Below are 16049 nucleotides of genomic sequence, written 5' to 3' on the forward strand. Positions count from 1 at the left end.
GCCCACAATTGTAGGCCTTAAGTATATGAAAATATGTTGTCTAGATTACCAAGTGTTGTAACAACGTTGACGGCTTAACTTCTTTTGAGTTTGGTTATAGTAGATTGTACAGCTATGGTACTCGTAGTGAAGCATCAGCTTAACATGATGGTCCTCTTCCTCACCTACTGGCCAAAAATTTGGTGCATGTGAAACCTGAAGGTCCCATAGACGATCTGCTGTACAGAAAGCTTCGACAGAGTCGTAATTTAAAAGATCAGCAGTGAATTGGATTGCCTCAACCTTAACTGCATCATTTTCAAATCTTAGGCATTCATTTGATCCGTTGATTGCAAATACTTGTGTACTAACAAATAGCGCCACTAGCATCATAAGTGTGTTTTTCATTTTTCTCCCTTATAAAAGTGAGGAAGTTTTACCTATCAAACAATAATATGACAAAACATATTGCGTTAATTAGGCAGCATTAGTGAGAAAAGTGCTATCAAAAGTTTGGAAGTCACTAATAATAGATACCAGCTCGATATTTTTGAATTCTGGTAGCTCTATTGGATAACCTCCACCGATAACAACTTCTATCTTTCGCTCAAGCTTTTCATCAATTTTTTGTAGATAAGGAACGATACTTTTGAAATAGTCCCAACTATCAGAAGAGACAGCGCCTAGAATAAGTCCTTTGCAATTAAGCGCATTAATGGCCTCCGCTAGGCACTCAGCAGGGTTTGCGGCACCAAGATAGAACGTCCCCACTCTTCTTGTTCGACACAGAATATCTGCAATCATAATTGAAAGCTCGTGAAGATTTCCCTCCGGTGTGGCAAGGACGTAGCGACCGTTGAGATCATTATTAGGCAAACGAATTTGGCTCATTTGATCACGTATGATCGTGGAAATAATATGCTCTTGAGTAACGCTGTAACTTCCTTCAAAGACAAGTCTTCCAATCTTTTGCATAACTGGAAGAACTACTGAGAAGATAAAGTCTTGGGCACTAAGACTTAGCCTTAGAAACTCTATTTCATTTCTCACATTTTCAATTTCATATTTAGCTAATGCCGAAAAGAGCTTATCAATCGATTGATCAACCTTGTCTTCTTCCGACAGGCTTGACTCACTAATGGCAAGACTCAACTCTTTGAGCTCATCTAGTGATAGCTTGGCCACCTTAGAGATCGTTTGTCCTGACTTTATAAGAGAAGCAATCATCTTGGCACGGGCCAAGTCTTCTGGGCCATACAAACGTTGACCGGCCTCATCGCGAATTGGGCTAAAAGCATTATATCTCTTCTCCCACATGCGAATTGTGTGAGGCTGAACACTACAAATACCTGATATTATTCGAATTGCGACATTTTGCTTCATTTTTAACCTCAATATCTTACAATTAAGTGTTTAACTGTTGTATATTATATTATATATACAAGACCTATACAAGGAGTAATTAATGGGAATTCTAATTACTGGTGCAACAGGGCTTATCGGCCGTGAATTAATTCATGAATTGGCCATTCATGGCCATGAAGATATTCGAGTGCTGAGTCGAAATCCAGAGAAGGCACAGGCCTCTTTTAATATTCCAATAAAGTGTTTCTACTGGGACCCTGAAAAAGCTCAGGTTGATAAGGCCGCATTTGATTCAGTTCATACTATCATTCATCTTGCTGGTGAAAATATTGGAGCAAGAAGATGGTCGAAACAGCAAAAAGAAAAGATCATTAACTCACGTGTGCTATCAACTCGCCTACTTGTGAATACCATTAATGAAAATAATACTTTGAAGATTAAGAAGTTTATTAGCGCAAGCGCCATCGGAATCTATGGCAATCGAAGTGGAGACCAAGTCTTAGACGAGCAAGCAGATTATGGAAGTGACTTTCTCGCTAAGACTTGCATTGCTTGGGAGAAAGAAACAGCTAATATCCAAAATAAAGAAATTATCGTCAATCATGTAAGAACAGGTATAGTCCTTTCCCGAAATGGTGGAGCACTAGAGAAGATGCTTATTCCATTTAAGCTAGGAGTGGCAGGAAAACTAGGAAGTGGTGAGCAGATGATGAGTTGGATTCATCTTGCGGACATGGTTTCGATTTATCGCTTCTTAGTGGAAAATGACTTTGGTGAAAATGTATTCAATGCAGTAGCACCTAAGGCCCACTCAAATTCAAATTTTACGAGAATTATGGGGAAGGTTTTGAAACGTCCAACATTACTTCCAGCTCCAGGTTTTGCATTAAAGATCGCTCTGGGGGAAATGGCCACACTTGTGCTTGATGGACAAAATGTATACCCAAAGAACCTTCTAGAAAAAGGCTACAAATTCAAATTTGATCATCTGGAAGACGCACTTACAAACCTCGTTGGCCCAGAACAAGAATTTAAGCAAGTACAATGGGTGGAGCATCCATTAGATGAAGTTTTTGACTTCTTTAGTGACGAAAGAAATCTTGAAACAATCACACCCGACTCACTTAGCTTTAAAGTTCTTGGAAAAAGTACTGAACAAATTGAGGCCGGTACAATCATTGACTATAAATTAAGCCTCTATGGTTTACCATTCAAATGGAAGACTGAGATTTCGAATTTCAATCGCAATAAAGAGTTCACTGATACACAGCTTAAAGGGCCATATAAGAAGTGGGTTCATACTCACGGCTTTAAGAAATACGCCAATGGAACATTGATGACTGATAATGTTTCTTACAAAGTTCCTATGGGTGAGATCGGAAGTATCGTTGCGGGCGCCTTTGTTAGAAAGGATATTAATAAAATTTTTAATTATCGTAGCCAAAAATTATACAAAATTTTTGGTGAGACTAATAAACATGTTGAATAAAATTATAAAGGAGAAAAAATGAAGAAGCTCATGTTACTTATTGCCGTTTTATCAAGTTCACTTACTTTCTCTGGATCTTCACTCCCCCTGGATACAGTTGATTATGTCGAGCTACAAAAGTACCTTGGTAAATGGTATGAAATTGCACGCTTTGAGCAAAGCTTTCAAAAAGGTTGTGCCGCAGTTACTGCTAATTACAGTCTGAGATCTGATGGAGATATCGAAGTTCTAAACACATGTCGCCAAGACTCTCCATCTGGAGAATTGAAAACGGCCAAGGCAAGAGCTTGGGTTGTTGATAAAGAAACAAATGCAAAGCTTAAGGTTCAATTCTTCCTACGTGGAATTAAACTACCTATCTTTGCTGGAAATTATTGGATCTTAGACCTAGGTGATAATTACGAATATGCCATGGTTGGAGATAAATCTAGAAAGTATCTATGGATTCTATCAAGAACTAAAGAACTTAATGAAAAGATCTACCTTGAGCTAGTTGCCAAGGCCAAGGATCTTCACTTTGATACTTCTAAACTAATAAAAACAAAACACTAGTCACTAATAAGGAGAACCCAATGTCTTTGCGACCAAAAATTGCCATTAGCTCTTGTCTTTTAGGTGAGAATATTCGCTACAATGGCGGTCACTGCCGTGAAGACTGGGTTTTCTCTGAACTTTCGAAGTTTGTAGACTTTGTTCCAGTGTGCCCCGAATTTGAAATGGGCCTAGGAGTTCCACGAGAAGAAGTACATTTATTCAAAGTTGATAAAGACTCTAACGAAGTTCGCTTAAGATCGAAATTTTCTAAAAAAGACCTCACAGAAGAGGCCAATAAAGTATATCAAAAGATTCAAGAACGAATTTCACATGAAAAAATAAACGGCCATATATTTACAAGAAAGTCCCCTACTTGTGGAACTGATAATGTAAAAACAATCACCCTTAGTGATGAAAATTATGTCACAAAGTCCACAGGTCTTTATGCTCAATATATCATGGAGGCCATGCCAACCCTTCCCTATATCGATAGTGGAAGAATAAAGAACCTAGAATTAAGAGAGAATTTTGTAAAAAAAATCTTTTCGCATTTAAGATTTCAAGAACTTGATGGGTCAATTCGAGAGCTTCAACTCTTTCATCAGATGTATAAGTATTCCATCATGGAGCATAATCAGAATAATTTAAGATTACTCGGAGCAATTGCGGCAAATCACGACAAGCTAGAAGCGAAAGAAGTCTATGTGAAATACTTCAACCTCTTTATGGAAACACTAGATATACTTCCAACGAGAAAGAATCGCCTCAATGCCTGTTTTCATGTATTCGGTTACTTTAAAAAAGATCTAACTTCTCATGAAAAAGATATCCTGATAAAAATGATGGAAGACTATAAGAATGGTATCTCTAACTATCTAACAGTGAATTCCTTTTTAAACATTCTCACAAATACACACAAGAAAACTTACCTTCAAGATCAATATATTTTTGGGCCTTACCCAAAGGACTTGAAGCTACTTAAGAATATTGCGTAAGATGAAAAAGAAAGAAGAAGTTAATATATTTTGGTTTAGAAGAGACCTAAGATTAAAAGATAATCGCGGACTTCTCTACGCACTCCAGTCTAAAAAAACAGTCATACCTATTTTTATTTTTGATAAGAATATTCTTTCTAAATTAAAAGATGAAGATGACCTGAGAGTAAGCTTTATCCATGATGCAATCAAAGAGATTAAAGATGAGCTCAATAAGATGGGGAGCGATCTCTTAGTCTTTCACTCAACTCCTGAAGATGCATATCAAGAATTATGCAAAAGTTATCATATAGAAGAAGTCTTTACTAATGAAGACTATGAGCCCTATGCAATTAAAAGAGATAATAAGGTAGAGCAAATTCTTAAAAAGAACGAGATAAAGTTTTCTCGCTACAAAGACCACTGCATCTTTGCCAAAGATGACATTCTTAAGGAAGATGGCAAGCCTTATGTCGTTTACACTCCTTTTAAGAATAAATGGCTATCAACTCTATCTCCCAAAGATATTGCGACAATTGAGACACATAAATACTTCGATAACTTTCACAAATTTAAAGCGAAGTATTTCCCAAGCATAGAAAAGTTAGGCTTTCTCTATAATGAGAAGGCAAAAGATCAGGTTAAAACGATAAAGGGCAAAGTTATTGATAGCTACGATCAAAACCGTGATATCCCTGCTCTTGATGCAACTTCTAAGCTAGGCATTCACCTACGTTTTGGAACAGTTTCTCCAAGAAAGTGTGCACAGGTTGGTTTTAAAAGAAATCAAGTTTGGCTAAGTGAGCTTATCTGGCGAGAATTCTTTATTCAGATCATGTATCACTTTCCTCATGTCGTTGATGGGCCATTTAGAGAAAAGTATAATCAAATTAAATGGGACAATAATAAGAAGCTATTTAAGAAGTGGTGTGAAGGAAAAACCGGCTACCCTATCGTTGATGCAGGAATGCGAGAGCTAAACGAAACTGGACATATGCATAATCGCGTTCGCATGATTGCGGCTTCATTTCTTGTCAAAGACTTACTTATCGACTGGAGATGGGGAGAGGAATATTTCGCCCGTAAGCTTAATGACTTTGAACTGGCCTCTAATAATGGCAATTGGCAATGGGTTGCTGGAACAGGCTGTGATGCTGCTCCTTACTTTAGAATTTTTAACCCTTATACTCAGCAGAAGAAATTTGATCCTGACTTTAAATATATAAAGAAATGGGTACCTGAATATGGAACATCAGAATACCCAGATGAAATTATTGATCATAAAATTGCTTACCATGAAACGCTTAAGGCCTACAAGGCCTGTAGTTAAATGCTAACACATGGACCGATATTACGAGTCACACTGAAGTCTGATCCATAGTCATCACTTAGCTTATATTCCACAACGATTTCGTCGTTTGAATACTCATCTGTAGCAAGATTTTCAACACAACTTAGTATTTCGATACGATCGTGTGAGCCTTGGTAATAGCGTCCATTCATGTCATTAGCTGCTTGGTAGATCTGATGACAAACTTGAGTTGCTTCGCCTACAAAACAAAATAGACGTGCCCTGATTTTATCATTCTCATTGTAGTTAAAACTCGAGTCACTAAAACCAATAATGGCCCCAAGCTTTAAATCCGATGTAACGATAAAAGTAGAATTTGGTGAATTTGCAAATGCTGAAACAGCACTCACAAATATGAGTGTTTTTAAAATGTTTTTCATATTGAGCTCCCTAATACTAAATATGCTTGGCAATTTCTAGCATGGTAAACTCAATAAATAAAATATTAATACAATCTTAACGAAATCTAAAAATTGATAACGAAAGTAGTATTCTCACTTTCATTGTCGATAAATAGCTTATATCCGGAACGTTCAATAATCTGCTTTGTAATGGCAAGTCCTACACCATGGCCCTTACCGCTTTTCTTTCTTGTATCACCTAATTCAAAAATCCCTTCTTGAACTTGCATAGGAATACCTGTTCCACTATCAATGATCTTAATAAAGCGCTCTGTGGAAGATGTAACAACCTTAATCCAAGGTGAATCTGTTGTCTTTATCTCATCTAAAGAGTTTTTAATTAAGTTAACTAGGCAAAGACTTAACTCAGTCTCATTTCCTTCAATAGCAAAGTCATCTATTTCAATATCAACCCTCACACTATGTCGTGCAATCTTGTCGTCAACAAGCTCAAGTGCTTCCTGTGTGATATGAGAAATTGAAATTTTTTGTTTTGAAGATGAGTAGTTCTTTTTAAAGATATTCATATAGAGGTCAGTTACCTCAAGAATCTTACCGATGTGGCGACGTAGCTTTTGCGTATAAGGAGAAAGATCTTTATCGATCATTTTATCAAGTCGATCATTTGTCGTATTTAGAACAAAGAGATGATTTCTAATATCGTGAGCAATACTTGCAGAGGCAAAACCAAATTGGGCGACCTTTGAAAGCTTAACCATATCTTTTTCAAGGTTATACATCTTAGTAAAGGCCAAGTCCTGGTAGTACATATTAAAACGCATCGATTCAAATACATAACCAAGATAATAGATCGGCACAAGGTAACCAATTGTTTCTGTTCCAATCATCGTATCCCAGCAAGACACAAATAATGTGAGAAGAATACCTGCCTTGAAAAGATACTCCTTGCCTTCTCTCTTATTAAGCTCGTTCCAAATGACAACCGTTGTATAAAGAATTGTAATAATTCCGAAGAATCCAACAACAACAACTAAATTGCTTGGGTATATTGTTAAATTTAAGGCCTGAGTAAAAAGAGTTGCTGGTGGAGTTGCGCGAGGAATAAACATAAGGTCAATATCAGTGAGAAGGTAGAGGAAGCCTCCAACGACCTGGAAGATAGAATGACCAATACAGAAAACCTTAGCTGGTTTTAAGAGCTTTATATCATGGCCAAAGAAACCTTCGATTGCCTTGATATAACAATAGTAAGTAAAGTATGCGAAAAACCAATAGGTAAGAAGTAGGAAGTTTGAAAGCTTGATATCTGTAATATGAGTATTAAAAGCAATTAAGATGGCGTATGAGCCCGCACTTAAGCACATAGCGATATGCCAGAAGACCTTGCGACTAAGCAACTTCCTAGAGGTATAAACCCCTATCGAAGCTTGGTACAAGAAAAACGCAAATGCGAAGGTCGTAACATATCTAGTAAGTACCTTGTATTCTTCGATGCTCATAAATTAAATATACTATATTTAAAATAATTAAAACACCTAAAAATACCCGAATTTATTAAAATTATCTCAAGACAGTTGGTAAAGGTCTTATCACACCAAATTTTGACTCAATTGAGTTCTTCTTAATACTCTGTTTCTTCATTAAATCGACAATTTCTAAAGCGCTCATATTCGGATTTTGTTCCTTCAGATGAGCTGCCATATTAAGTGCCATTGGTGATGCCATCGAGGTTCCAGAATGACGAATCTTCATATCTCCAAGAAGAGCGGCCTCAACTTTTGTACCAGGGGCAAAGAAGTCAACATAGTTAGAGCTATAATTTGAAAAGTCGGCCATCTCATAATTTTCATCACGACGCCACTCACTATCAGTTGTTGCTCCAATCGCCACAACATTTGGATAAGAGTAACAAGCTGGGTACATACAATCACGACTACCATTTAAGAAACGCCCATCATTTCCTGCGGCAACAAAGAAGACCACATTAGGGTTATTTAAAAACATATTTTGAAGGCTGCGATAAGTCTTACGATCCACAAGTCCTAGGGATTGATGAGGAAAAGAAAAACTCATATTCACAAAATCAACTTCTGAATTTTGTAGTTTTTTAGAAATCATATCCAAATACTTCGACTCTCCGAAGTCTCCAGCAAATGCAAGAAGTGAAGCTGATTTAAGTCCTTTTAGAGCAATTGAAGAGACATGTGTTCCGTGAGAAGTAATTGGGCCAGTTGTCCCCTTTGCTTTAATCGTCTCAAAAGGAATACCATAAATACCGGCCTTCTGACTTGATGCACCTCCTGTACGAGGAAGGAAACCAGAAAAAGGATTCATAAATTTGATATCGCTGTCTCCATCAAAGTGGACACCTAGAATATTGTCGACAAAGCCGTCACCATCATTATCTTCTTTATTAAAAGATTCAATGGAGTTGATGAGGATATGGTCTTGAATATCTTGGTGATTATGATCAAAGCCAGAGTCAATAACAGCTATCTTAACAGTTGCATCACGAGGCCCGCCAGCGACCTCTCCTATTTCATTCTGAATATAATCACCAATCTTGACGTCATTATTATTGAAGACATCAAAACCGATAATGCGTTTATCATCATAGATAAACTTATATTTAAAGTCCTCTCCATCAGGGTTAATCACTTTTCTTTCAACAATTAAGTCATCAGAAATTGTATCGATATTTTCTAAAATATGAGTTCTCTTATCAAATCCATACTCTTTAAGGACAATTTCTTGTTCACCGATTTTTTGAATTAAAACCTTAGATTGGACGTGATTATTTTGAGTGTTAAATACCGTCTTATAAAAAGTGGAGTCACTTTTGTACTCATAAGTAACTCTTGAGATCTGTTCTCCTTCTATCGTGTAGAAGTTTTGCTTTATCAGTCTATTATTTAAAAAGAATTCTTCGGATGAAATTTTATTATTCTTTTCAAAGTATTTAGAAATACTTTTCTTAGTACCGTCAATACATGTTTTGACATTACCATCAAGAGTGCATGACTCTGTTGCTAAAATATTTGTAACTGAAACAAGGGAAATAAAAAAAGGGATTATTTTCATAATCCCTTTATATCTTAATTTTGAATTTTATATTTGAACTTTGAAAATTCTATGTCTAAGTTTAAAATTTAGACACTTCTTAGTTTAGCTCACAAGTGTAGTTAATTTCATTCTTCTTAAATAGAAAACAACGGTAGCTAATATCAATTGAAACAGAATTTGCATCGATAATAATTTTCTCTTTGTAATTAGAAGCTCCACCGAAATCACCACAAGCATCACCACCTGGACGATTAGAGTTTGTTGAAACTAAAAGTGTATCATTATCTAAAAGTTCTGCGCGATCAAGAAGAGCAACAGAAACTGGATTTGCATATAACTCAGGAGTATCAAACTCTACTCTTACAGCGTCACTATCACTCTCAACAAGAACAGTACAATTACCTCTTTCTTCACCATTCATCATAACCTTTCCAGATTTACCATTTAGGTCATTTAAATCTGAAACGAAGTTATCTAGATTAGAGTTTGCTGATACGTTTGCAGAAAGTGCAATTAAGACTGCTAAAGATAGTAATTTCATATGATTCTCCTTCGATTTTAATGTTTTATAGAGAGTCTTATACCGAAGAAATAAAATTTAATCAGCTTAATATGTAATATTAACCTACCTGTCAAAAGTTTATGATAAAGGTTGTATTGGGCATATTTCGGTCCAAATCCAGCTCAAATCCGGCCCGTCCTAGTAATTCCTTAGTGATAGCAAGTCCAATCCCATGGCCACCATCGTTATTCTTAGTTGTATAACCTAATTTAAATAGCTCTCGTTTACTGACATTCTGTATCCCACTTCCACAATCAATAATCGATAGCTTCCTCTCTTTAGAGACTGATTTAAGCTTAACCCAGGGAGATGTGTATTTTCCTTCATTTGAAACTTCCTCCAATGCATTTTTTAGGATATTAACCAAGCAAATTGTCACTTCCGTCTGATTACAACTCAATTCAAAGTCTTCAACTTCTACGATTAATTCCACCTGTGCTTTTTCAAACTTTTCCTTCAACAACTCTAGAGCTTCTTCAATAACGACATTAATCGATGTCAGAGCTTTCTCATTATTCGTATTTTTCTTAAAAACATTCATGTAGAGATCTGTAATTTCAGTGACTTTGTTGGTGTGCTTATCAATTGATAAGTAGGTTTTTTCAATATCCATTGGTCTCTTTTTAATCAGCCTTTCAACAGATGTTTTTATGATGAAAATATGATTTTTGATATCATGAGCAATACTGGCCGCAGCAAAGCCAAATTGCGCAATTTTAGAAAGTCGAATAACCTCGCTTTCAAGGTTGTACACTTTTCGATAACTAAGATGGCGATAATAGACATTGAACCTTACTGCCTCAAAAGCATTTCCAAAGTAGTATAGTGGCAAGATCGCACCTGTTACCTCAAGCCCAAGAAGAGAATCATTTAAGACCACAAGAAAGCTTACAACAATACCTATTCGTAGGAAGAGTTCTCGCTTTCTTAAGCGATTTAATTCAAGCCAAATCATCGTACACGAGTAGAAAACGACAATAGCACCAAGTCCTCCCAGGAGTTTTCCTAAAAGATTAGGAGAGACATTAAAATGCATTGTTTTGGCAAAGAGATTATCTTTTATGTAATGATGATTATCAAAGAGAAAGTTATAGTCAAAGAGAGTCGTAGAAAAGGAGCATACTAGAAGGATAGAAACAAAGCTTAAACAGTACAACTTAGCAAATGAAAGTCCTCTAACCTTGTGACCAAAATAAACTTCAACCGTTCGCAAATAACAGTAGAAGGAACTATATGCACAAATCCAAAATATAATTAAAATAAAGTCAGAGAGCTTTTGATTTATAAAATGAGTGTTAAAGGCAAAGACAAAACAATAGCAGGCCGTTGATAAACACATTGCTGCCGGCCAGAGTATATTTCGATCTCTTATCTGATAATAATTCGTTAGACTCGCAAAGAATTGATAAACGAAGAATGAAAAAACAAAAGTCGTTAAATATCTTGTAAATGATATATATAAGTCAAGTTCCACAAACGTTCCTCAAAAATTAATGACTTACTTCTTAGTATAGTTGCTATCAAAATACAATTTATCAGAATAACAAAAAGAACTTGAAAACCACCAAGGATATTAACCACTTACAATAGATTTATTCACTCAGATCAATCGTAAAGGTTGTATTGGGTGATTTATCATTTAGCCACAAATTAAAGCCGGAGCGACTTAAAAGCTCCTTAGTGATGGCAAGCCCAATTCCATGACCGCTGCTCTCCTTATTATAGGTGAAGCCAAATTCAAAAATATGCTCAGCAGTACGAGGCTCGATTCCGCCTCCACTATCAACGACATGAATAGATTTATCATGCCCTTTAAAGATTAGCTTCACCCACTTATTTGTACCTTCATGACCTAGAACAGCTTCAAGAGCATTTCTGATTAGGTTAACCACTGAGATAACTATTTCTGTTTTATTACAGTGAATGGTAAATTCATCGGCCACAATTTCAAACTTCACATTAGTGGCCTCAAACTTAGGAGACACTAATTCTTCAATATCTTGAATAATTTCTAAACTAGAATAGTCCTCTTTCTTTGAGCCAATATTATTTTTAAAAATATTCATATAGAGATCAGTTATCTCAAGAAGTTTATCATTGTGTTTTAAGATATCCTCATAGGCCCTCTGCTTATCTTCGATTTTATTTCGAAGAAGCGAGCTAATCTTTACCTTGATAACAAAGATATGATTCTTTATATCATGAGCAATGCTTGCAGCAGCGAAACCAAATTGGGCGACCTTGGAGAGCCTAATGACTTCATTTTCAAGATTAAATAATTTTTCAAAGGCAAGCTTTCGATAAAAGAAGTTAAATCTAACGGCTTCAAAAGCATTTGCTAAATAATAGATTGGAATGAGGGCCCCTGAAACCTCTAAACTTAAGCATGTGTCATTAATTACCGATAAAATAGTTAAGACAATCCCTATTTTTAATAAGTATTCTTTCGAGTTCGACTTCTTTAACTCTTTCCAAATAACAGCACTTGCAAAGAAAACAGAAAGTGCACCTAGGCTGCCGACAATTTGTCCGAAGATATTAGGAGACATTGCAATCTGGGCCGACTGATAAAAGAATGACTCATTTACAGTACTCTGGCCTGTAAAGATAAAGCTATTGTCAAAGATGATATAAGATCCCAAAGAAAGGAATTGAACAATAGTAAGGACGAAAATAACAACTTTAGGAATCTTTAAAAATCGTAAAGCCTTACCCAAGAATGCTTCAATTGCATGCATATAACAATAGAAAGCGATAAATGCAAAAATCCACAAGAGATTTAAAATGGCGTTAGACATCTTAATATCTGTAACATGAGTATTTATAGTGAAGAATAGACAGTACATAGCAGAGAAGAGACACATCTGCGTATACCAAAGACTAGAACGTTCCTTAATAGTGTAAGAGCTAACCAGTCCTGAAAAGAATTGATAAGTGAAGAAGGCCAAGAAAAATATCGTAAGATAACGTGTAATATGAATATAGATATCAAGGCTCACGCCATCTCCCTCTTAGCAGAATACACAAATATTATGTACCTTACGTATCAAACATTCAAGAATTACTGTAGATTCTCACCCCCATCATCCATGTGTTCAGGACGCTTCCAATAACTATACTGCGGAGTCCAGTCACTTGAAGAGACTCCGGCCAATGTTAAAATATTCCACATTGAACAAAATTCATCCCCAGGACCGAAAACCGCAGAATTCTTTCGATAGACCTTAGTGCCAACTTTTTGATAACAGACAATTCCAGGCATATTCACCTCACCCGCAACGACGCTTTGTTCTTTTATATAATCTCCTCCCCCATGAGATAATATATTAAAGCGCCACCCTCTCTCATTTGCAAAGCGACGTTGAATTTCTGGATCATCCTTAGAAACCAAAACCAACGAACACACACTCTCAATATGAGAAACAAGGCCGTTAATTCCATCTCCCCACAACGTGCAATAACGGCATGCTTGTCCCATATTATGAATCATAATAAGTTGATCTTTATCCCCAAAAAGATCATATAAATTCACGGCACCAGTTGTGCTTCGAAAAGTGTAATCTTTTACTTCTTGAGCTGGTTGATCTTTACGCAAAGCTGCAACCTTTTGAGTTAACTCAAATAGCTCTTTTTCTGCTTCTTTTAGTGCTGAAACATTTCCCATATAAACTCCAATCGAATGAAGATATATTCGTTTGTGGATACGGGGCCGTCAATTTACGAAAAGGTAAAGAATTGGAAATCTATTTTAAACAATTGATTAGTTCTGTAATAAGCTTTTTTGTATCTCTATTTTCAAGATAGTTTTGCCTGACACAAATATAGATACCATGACTACTTTCTTTCTTCTTATAGATCTTTAGCTTTTTAGATTCATTAAAGCTTGATGAGGGAACAACACAAAAAAGACCACCAACTTCACAAAGAGTCAGCATTGCTTTGTGAGAGTTTACACAGCCGACTGCTTCAAATTTTGATCGCCAACTCTTTCCTAAAGAACGAGACAAAAAGTTTTCGGTATAGAGATCTTCTTTACGATAAGTAACAAGCTTTCTTTTTTGCTTGCAATCTTCATTTAGAGGGCCAACTAAGAATGTCCCATCACGACAGACCTCAAAGGCGGCCAAGCTTTTTTGCGTCGGAATAACATGGGTCATAATAATATCTAATTCACCTGCTTGTAGCTTTTCAATCAGGTTAACGGCAGAGTCAAAATGTAAATCAAAGTGACCAATATTCTCCCTATCGTGTAATTCACTTAAGGCCGGCAGTAGAAACTTCTCTCCAGCTTCAAAAATACTTCCGACCTTTAAATCAATTCTTTGGGCTTTATTTTGAATAGCACCACTTATTGTATTAAAGCTTGGAAGAACTTGATCGAGGAAAGCCTGGCCTTTAACAGTTAAAGAAGTTGTTTTATTTGATCGAACAAATAGCTCATAGCCTAGCTCATCTTCTAAGAGCTTGATCTTACGAGAAATCGCAGGCTGAGAAGTATTAAGCTCTCTTGCCGTTTGCGAAAAATTTAAGTTCTGCCCGAGATGGCAAAAGACTTCAATATAGTTGAGATTTATATTCATGCCATTTCATACCATATCATTATGATATTTCAAAACAGCATCCATACTCTTTCATTATTACATGTAAAAAAAGGGAGCATGAAGCTCCCTTTAAATTTTTAGTAGCAATAAGCGTTTTGAGTAAGTAGAACTTTTTTTGAGTCCACTAGGTAAACCATTTCCTGCTCGCAATCTGTTTTTACAGGAACATAAATTTGCTCACCTTCATCATAGTAAACATCAGTCGTCTCTTCTGACCATAGGACATTGAAGAAGACTTCTTTATCTTCTGCACTACTATTTGAGTAGTATACGTAAGTTTTTGGACCAAAATATGCTTTTGCAGTTTTTTCAACAGCTTTCTTTGCTTGTGCAATTACTGAGTTTGAAACAGGTGCTGCAACTGAAGTAAGTGATAGCATCGCTACCATTAATAATTTTTTCATCTTATTCTCCTCATAGGTTTTTTGTCTAAATAACAATTTTTCTATTTAAACGTCTACGAGTATTCGTAGGTATGTAATTTATTCTTCTAAATATTTTAGATACTTATAGTGTCTACTTTTTTGACTCCCTCATGATTATTTACACTTATCACCACTTATTTCACCACTAAGCTATATTGCACGCATGAAAAATATAAGAAAGATCGTAACTAAAGGTATAATTTTATCAACTCTCGTATCGAGTGCTTTTGCACAAGAGAATAACTACTTCTGGCAACAGGAGTCTTTTAATCCTCTCCAACATAATTGTGAGTGGCGCTATGAAGGCTGTGTATCCGTAGATGAAAGTCAAATTGATATGCGCTCTCAAGCAAAGAGGATGCTAGATGAAATCTATAGCTGTAAGAATACTATTCAAGGCTGTAGTGATGAAGAACAAAAACGCATTGATGATATGGAAGGTATCAAAGGGCGTATTGGTAATGAAACCATTCGTGGTGGAATGAACCCAAAAGAATTCTCTGAATTCCTAAGAAAGTATGATCCTAGTGATAATAAGAAGGGTTACTTTATTCCTCTAGGTCTAAGCGATAAAGAAGCACTTATGCTTGCCGCTTCCACTTCTCTTGGACTTGTTATGTTTGCTTCTGATGAAGAAACAATGGACTTCATTCAAGATCATAAGAATGGCTTTACTGAAAAACTAGTATACCCAACTAATAATCACGAGCGTCTCATTATGGGAGGTGCTGCTGCAGGTTCTTACTTCATGGGAGTAGTCCTTGAAGATGGAAAGCTTAAAAAAGCAGGTCTCTATGTTGTCACATCTCAAATTGCGACACAAATTGTAACGGAAGGCTTTAAGAAAACTTTTGGCCGTCAAAGACCAAATAAAGATCTTGGAGCATATGCATTTGGAACGGAAGGAAAATCATTCTTCTCAGGCCACTCTTCAGGAGCATGGTCATTTGCAACTGTATTTGCTGAAATCTACAAAGACAATAAAGTCGTCCCATACCTTGCCTATGGTGTTGCGGCCCTAACTTCATATGGACGTCTACACGACAGAAAGCACTGGTTATCTGACGTATTTGCAGGTGCTATCGCAGGTCACCTCATCACAAAGCTTGTTATCAGAATGCACGAAAGTGATGATAGCGAAGGTGGACTAATGGTTTTTCCAAGCTGGAATGCTGAATCAGGAACATTCATGGTTAATTTTGAATGGACTCCTAAGAGAAAGAACTCGCAGGGAGAATTTCAGTGTAAAAAGATGCCTGAAGGAAAAGAGAAAATCCGTGCTTGTATCTATGAAGCTTACTTAAGATCACAAAACTAAAACCCGGGCCAGCAAAGCTGGCCTTT

16 protein-coding genes are annotated in these 16049 nt (G+C 36.3%); 5 read left to right on the forward strand and 11 right to left on the reverse strand.

Translation table 11 applies throughout. The features are described 5' to 3' along the window. Nucleotides 1–45: 45 nt before the first annotated feature. Nucleotides 46–387 (reverse strand): hypothetical protein, encoded by a 342-nt coding sequence (locus tag ABMA78_RS02090; RefSeq protein WP_392856571.1) that lies wholly within the window; start codon nucleotides 385–387, stop codon nucleotides 46–48. A gap of 69 nt (nucleotides 388–456) precedes the next feature. Next, nucleotides 457–1362: a MerR family transcriptional regulator gene (locus tag ABMA78_RS02095; RefSeq protein ID WP_392856572.1), complete on the reverse strand. Its 906-nt coding sequence runs from the start codon at nucleotides 1360–1362 to the stop codon at nucleotides 457–459. Nucleotides 1363–1444: 82 nt separating this feature from the next. Between ABMA78_RS02095 and ABMA78_RS02100 the strand changes: the two genes are divergently transcribed. Genes ABMA78_RS02100 through ABMA78_RS02115 form a run of 4 tightly spaced genes read left to right on the forward strand, consistent with a single transcriptional unit; the run spans nucleotide 1445 to nucleotide 5671 of the window. Continuing rightward, the gene (locus ABMA78_RS02100) at nucleotides 1445–2833 is read left to right on the forward strand and encodes a TIGR01777 family oxidoreductase (RefSeq protein ID WP_392856574.1); all 1389 of its coding nucleotides are present in this window, start codon (nucleotides 1445–1447) and stop codon (nucleotides 2831–2833) included. A gap of 18 nt (nucleotides 2834–2851) precedes the next feature. After that, nucleotides 2852–3385, forward strand: a complete 534-nt coding sequence (locus ABMA78_RS02105) for a lipocalin family protein (protein ID WP_392856576.1) — start codon at nucleotides 2852–2854, stop codon at nucleotides 3383–3385. Between the two features lie 20 nt (nucleotides 3386–3405). After that, a complete protein-coding gene (locus tag ABMA78_RS02110; RefSeq protein WP_392856578.1) occupies nucleotides 3406–4362 on the forward strand; it encodes a YbgA family protein in 957 nt (318 codons plus the stop codon). 1 nt (nucleotide 4363) lies between these two features. Continuing rightward, entirely contained in the window at nucleotides 4364–5671 is a 1308-nt protein-coding gene (locus tag ABMA78_RS02115; protein WP_392856580.1) for a cryptochrome/photolyase family protein, read from the forward strand. Here the strand turns inward: ABMA78_RS02115 and ABMA78_RS02120 are convergent. The 9 genes from ABMA78_RS02120 to ABMA78_RS02160 all read right to left on the reverse strand — a co-directional run bounded on the left by ABMA78_RS02120 (nucleotide 5668) and on the right by ABMA78_RS02160 (nucleotide 14684). After that, a complete protein-coding gene (locus ABMA78_RS02120) occupies nucleotides 5668–6072 on the reverse strand; it encodes a hypothetical protein (protein WP_392856581.1) in 405 nt (134 codons plus the stop codon). The two genes, ABMA78_RS02115 and ABMA78_RS02120, sit on opposite strands and share 4 nt — an antisense overlap. A gap of 86 nt (nucleotides 6073–6158) precedes the next feature. Next, complete coding sequence (locus ABMA78_RS02125) at nucleotides 6159–7553, reverse strand: sensor histidine kinase (protein ID WP_392856582.1); 1395 nt, start codon at nucleotides 7551–7553, stop codon at nucleotides 6159–6161. A gap of 61 nt (nucleotides 7554–7614) precedes the next feature. Beyond that, nucleotides 7615–9135 carry a S8 family serine peptidase gene (locus ABMA78_RS02130; protein ID WP_392856583.1) on the reverse strand — a complete coding sequence of 507 codons (1521 nt, stop codon included), beginning with the start codon at nucleotides 9133–9135 and terminating at the stop codon, nucleotides 7615–7617. A 79-nt stretch (nucleotides 9136–9214) separates the two neighbouring features. Further along, on the reverse strand, nucleotides 9215–9658 hold the full coding sequence (locus ABMA78_RS02135; protein ID WP_392856584.1) for a hypothetical protein: 444 nt from the start codon (nucleotides 9656–9658) through the stop codon (nucleotides 9215–9217). Nucleotides 9659–9749: 91 nt separating this feature from the next. Then, entirely contained in the window at nucleotides 9750–11153 is a 1404-nt protein-coding gene (locus ABMA78_RS02140; protein ID WP_392856585.1) for a sensor histidine kinase, read from the reverse strand. A gap of 118 nt (nucleotides 11154–11271) precedes the next feature. Further along, nucleotides 11272–12678, reverse strand: coding sequence for a sensor histidine kinase (locus ABMA78_RS02145; protein ID WP_392856587.1), 1407 nt, complete (start codon nucleotides 12676–12678; stop codon nucleotides 11272–11274). A 62-nt stretch (nucleotides 12679–12740) separates the two neighbouring features. Then, nucleotides 12741–13343 (reverse strand): DUF899 family protein, encoded by a 603-nt coding sequence (locus ABMA78_RS02150; RefSeq protein ID WP_392856589.1) that lies wholly within the window; start codon nucleotides 13341–13343, stop codon nucleotides 12741–12743. 79 nt (nucleotides 13344–13422) lie between these two features. Beyond that, on the reverse strand, nucleotides 13423–14259 hold the full coding sequence (locus tag ABMA78_RS02155; RefSeq protein WP_392856591.1) for a LysR family transcriptional regulator: 837 nt from the start codon (nucleotides 14257–14259) through the stop codon (nucleotides 13423–13425). A gap of 98 nt (nucleotides 14260–14357) precedes the next feature. Further along, nucleotides 14358–14684 (reverse strand): hypothetical protein, encoded by a 327-nt coding sequence (locus tag ABMA78_RS02160; RefSeq protein ID WP_392856594.1) that lies wholly within the window; start codon nucleotides 14682–14684, stop codon nucleotides 14358–14360. Between the two features lie 184 nt (nucleotides 14685–14868). Between ABMA78_RS02160 and ABMA78_RS02165 the strand changes: the two genes are divergently transcribed. Continuing rightward, nucleotides 14869–16023: a phosphatase PAP2 family protein gene (locus ABMA78_RS02165; RefSeq protein ID WP_392856595.1), complete on the forward strand. Its 1155-nt coding sequence runs from the start codon at nucleotides 14869–14871 to the stop codon at nucleotides 16021–16023. Nucleotides 16024–16049 lie beyond the last annotated feature (26 nt).

The organism is Halobacteriovorax sp. RZ-2, from assembly GCF_043196685.1.
Classification (GTDB): domain Bacteria; phylum Bdellovibrionota; class Bacteriovoracia; order Bacteriovoracales; family Bacteriovoracaceae; genus Halobacteriovorax_A.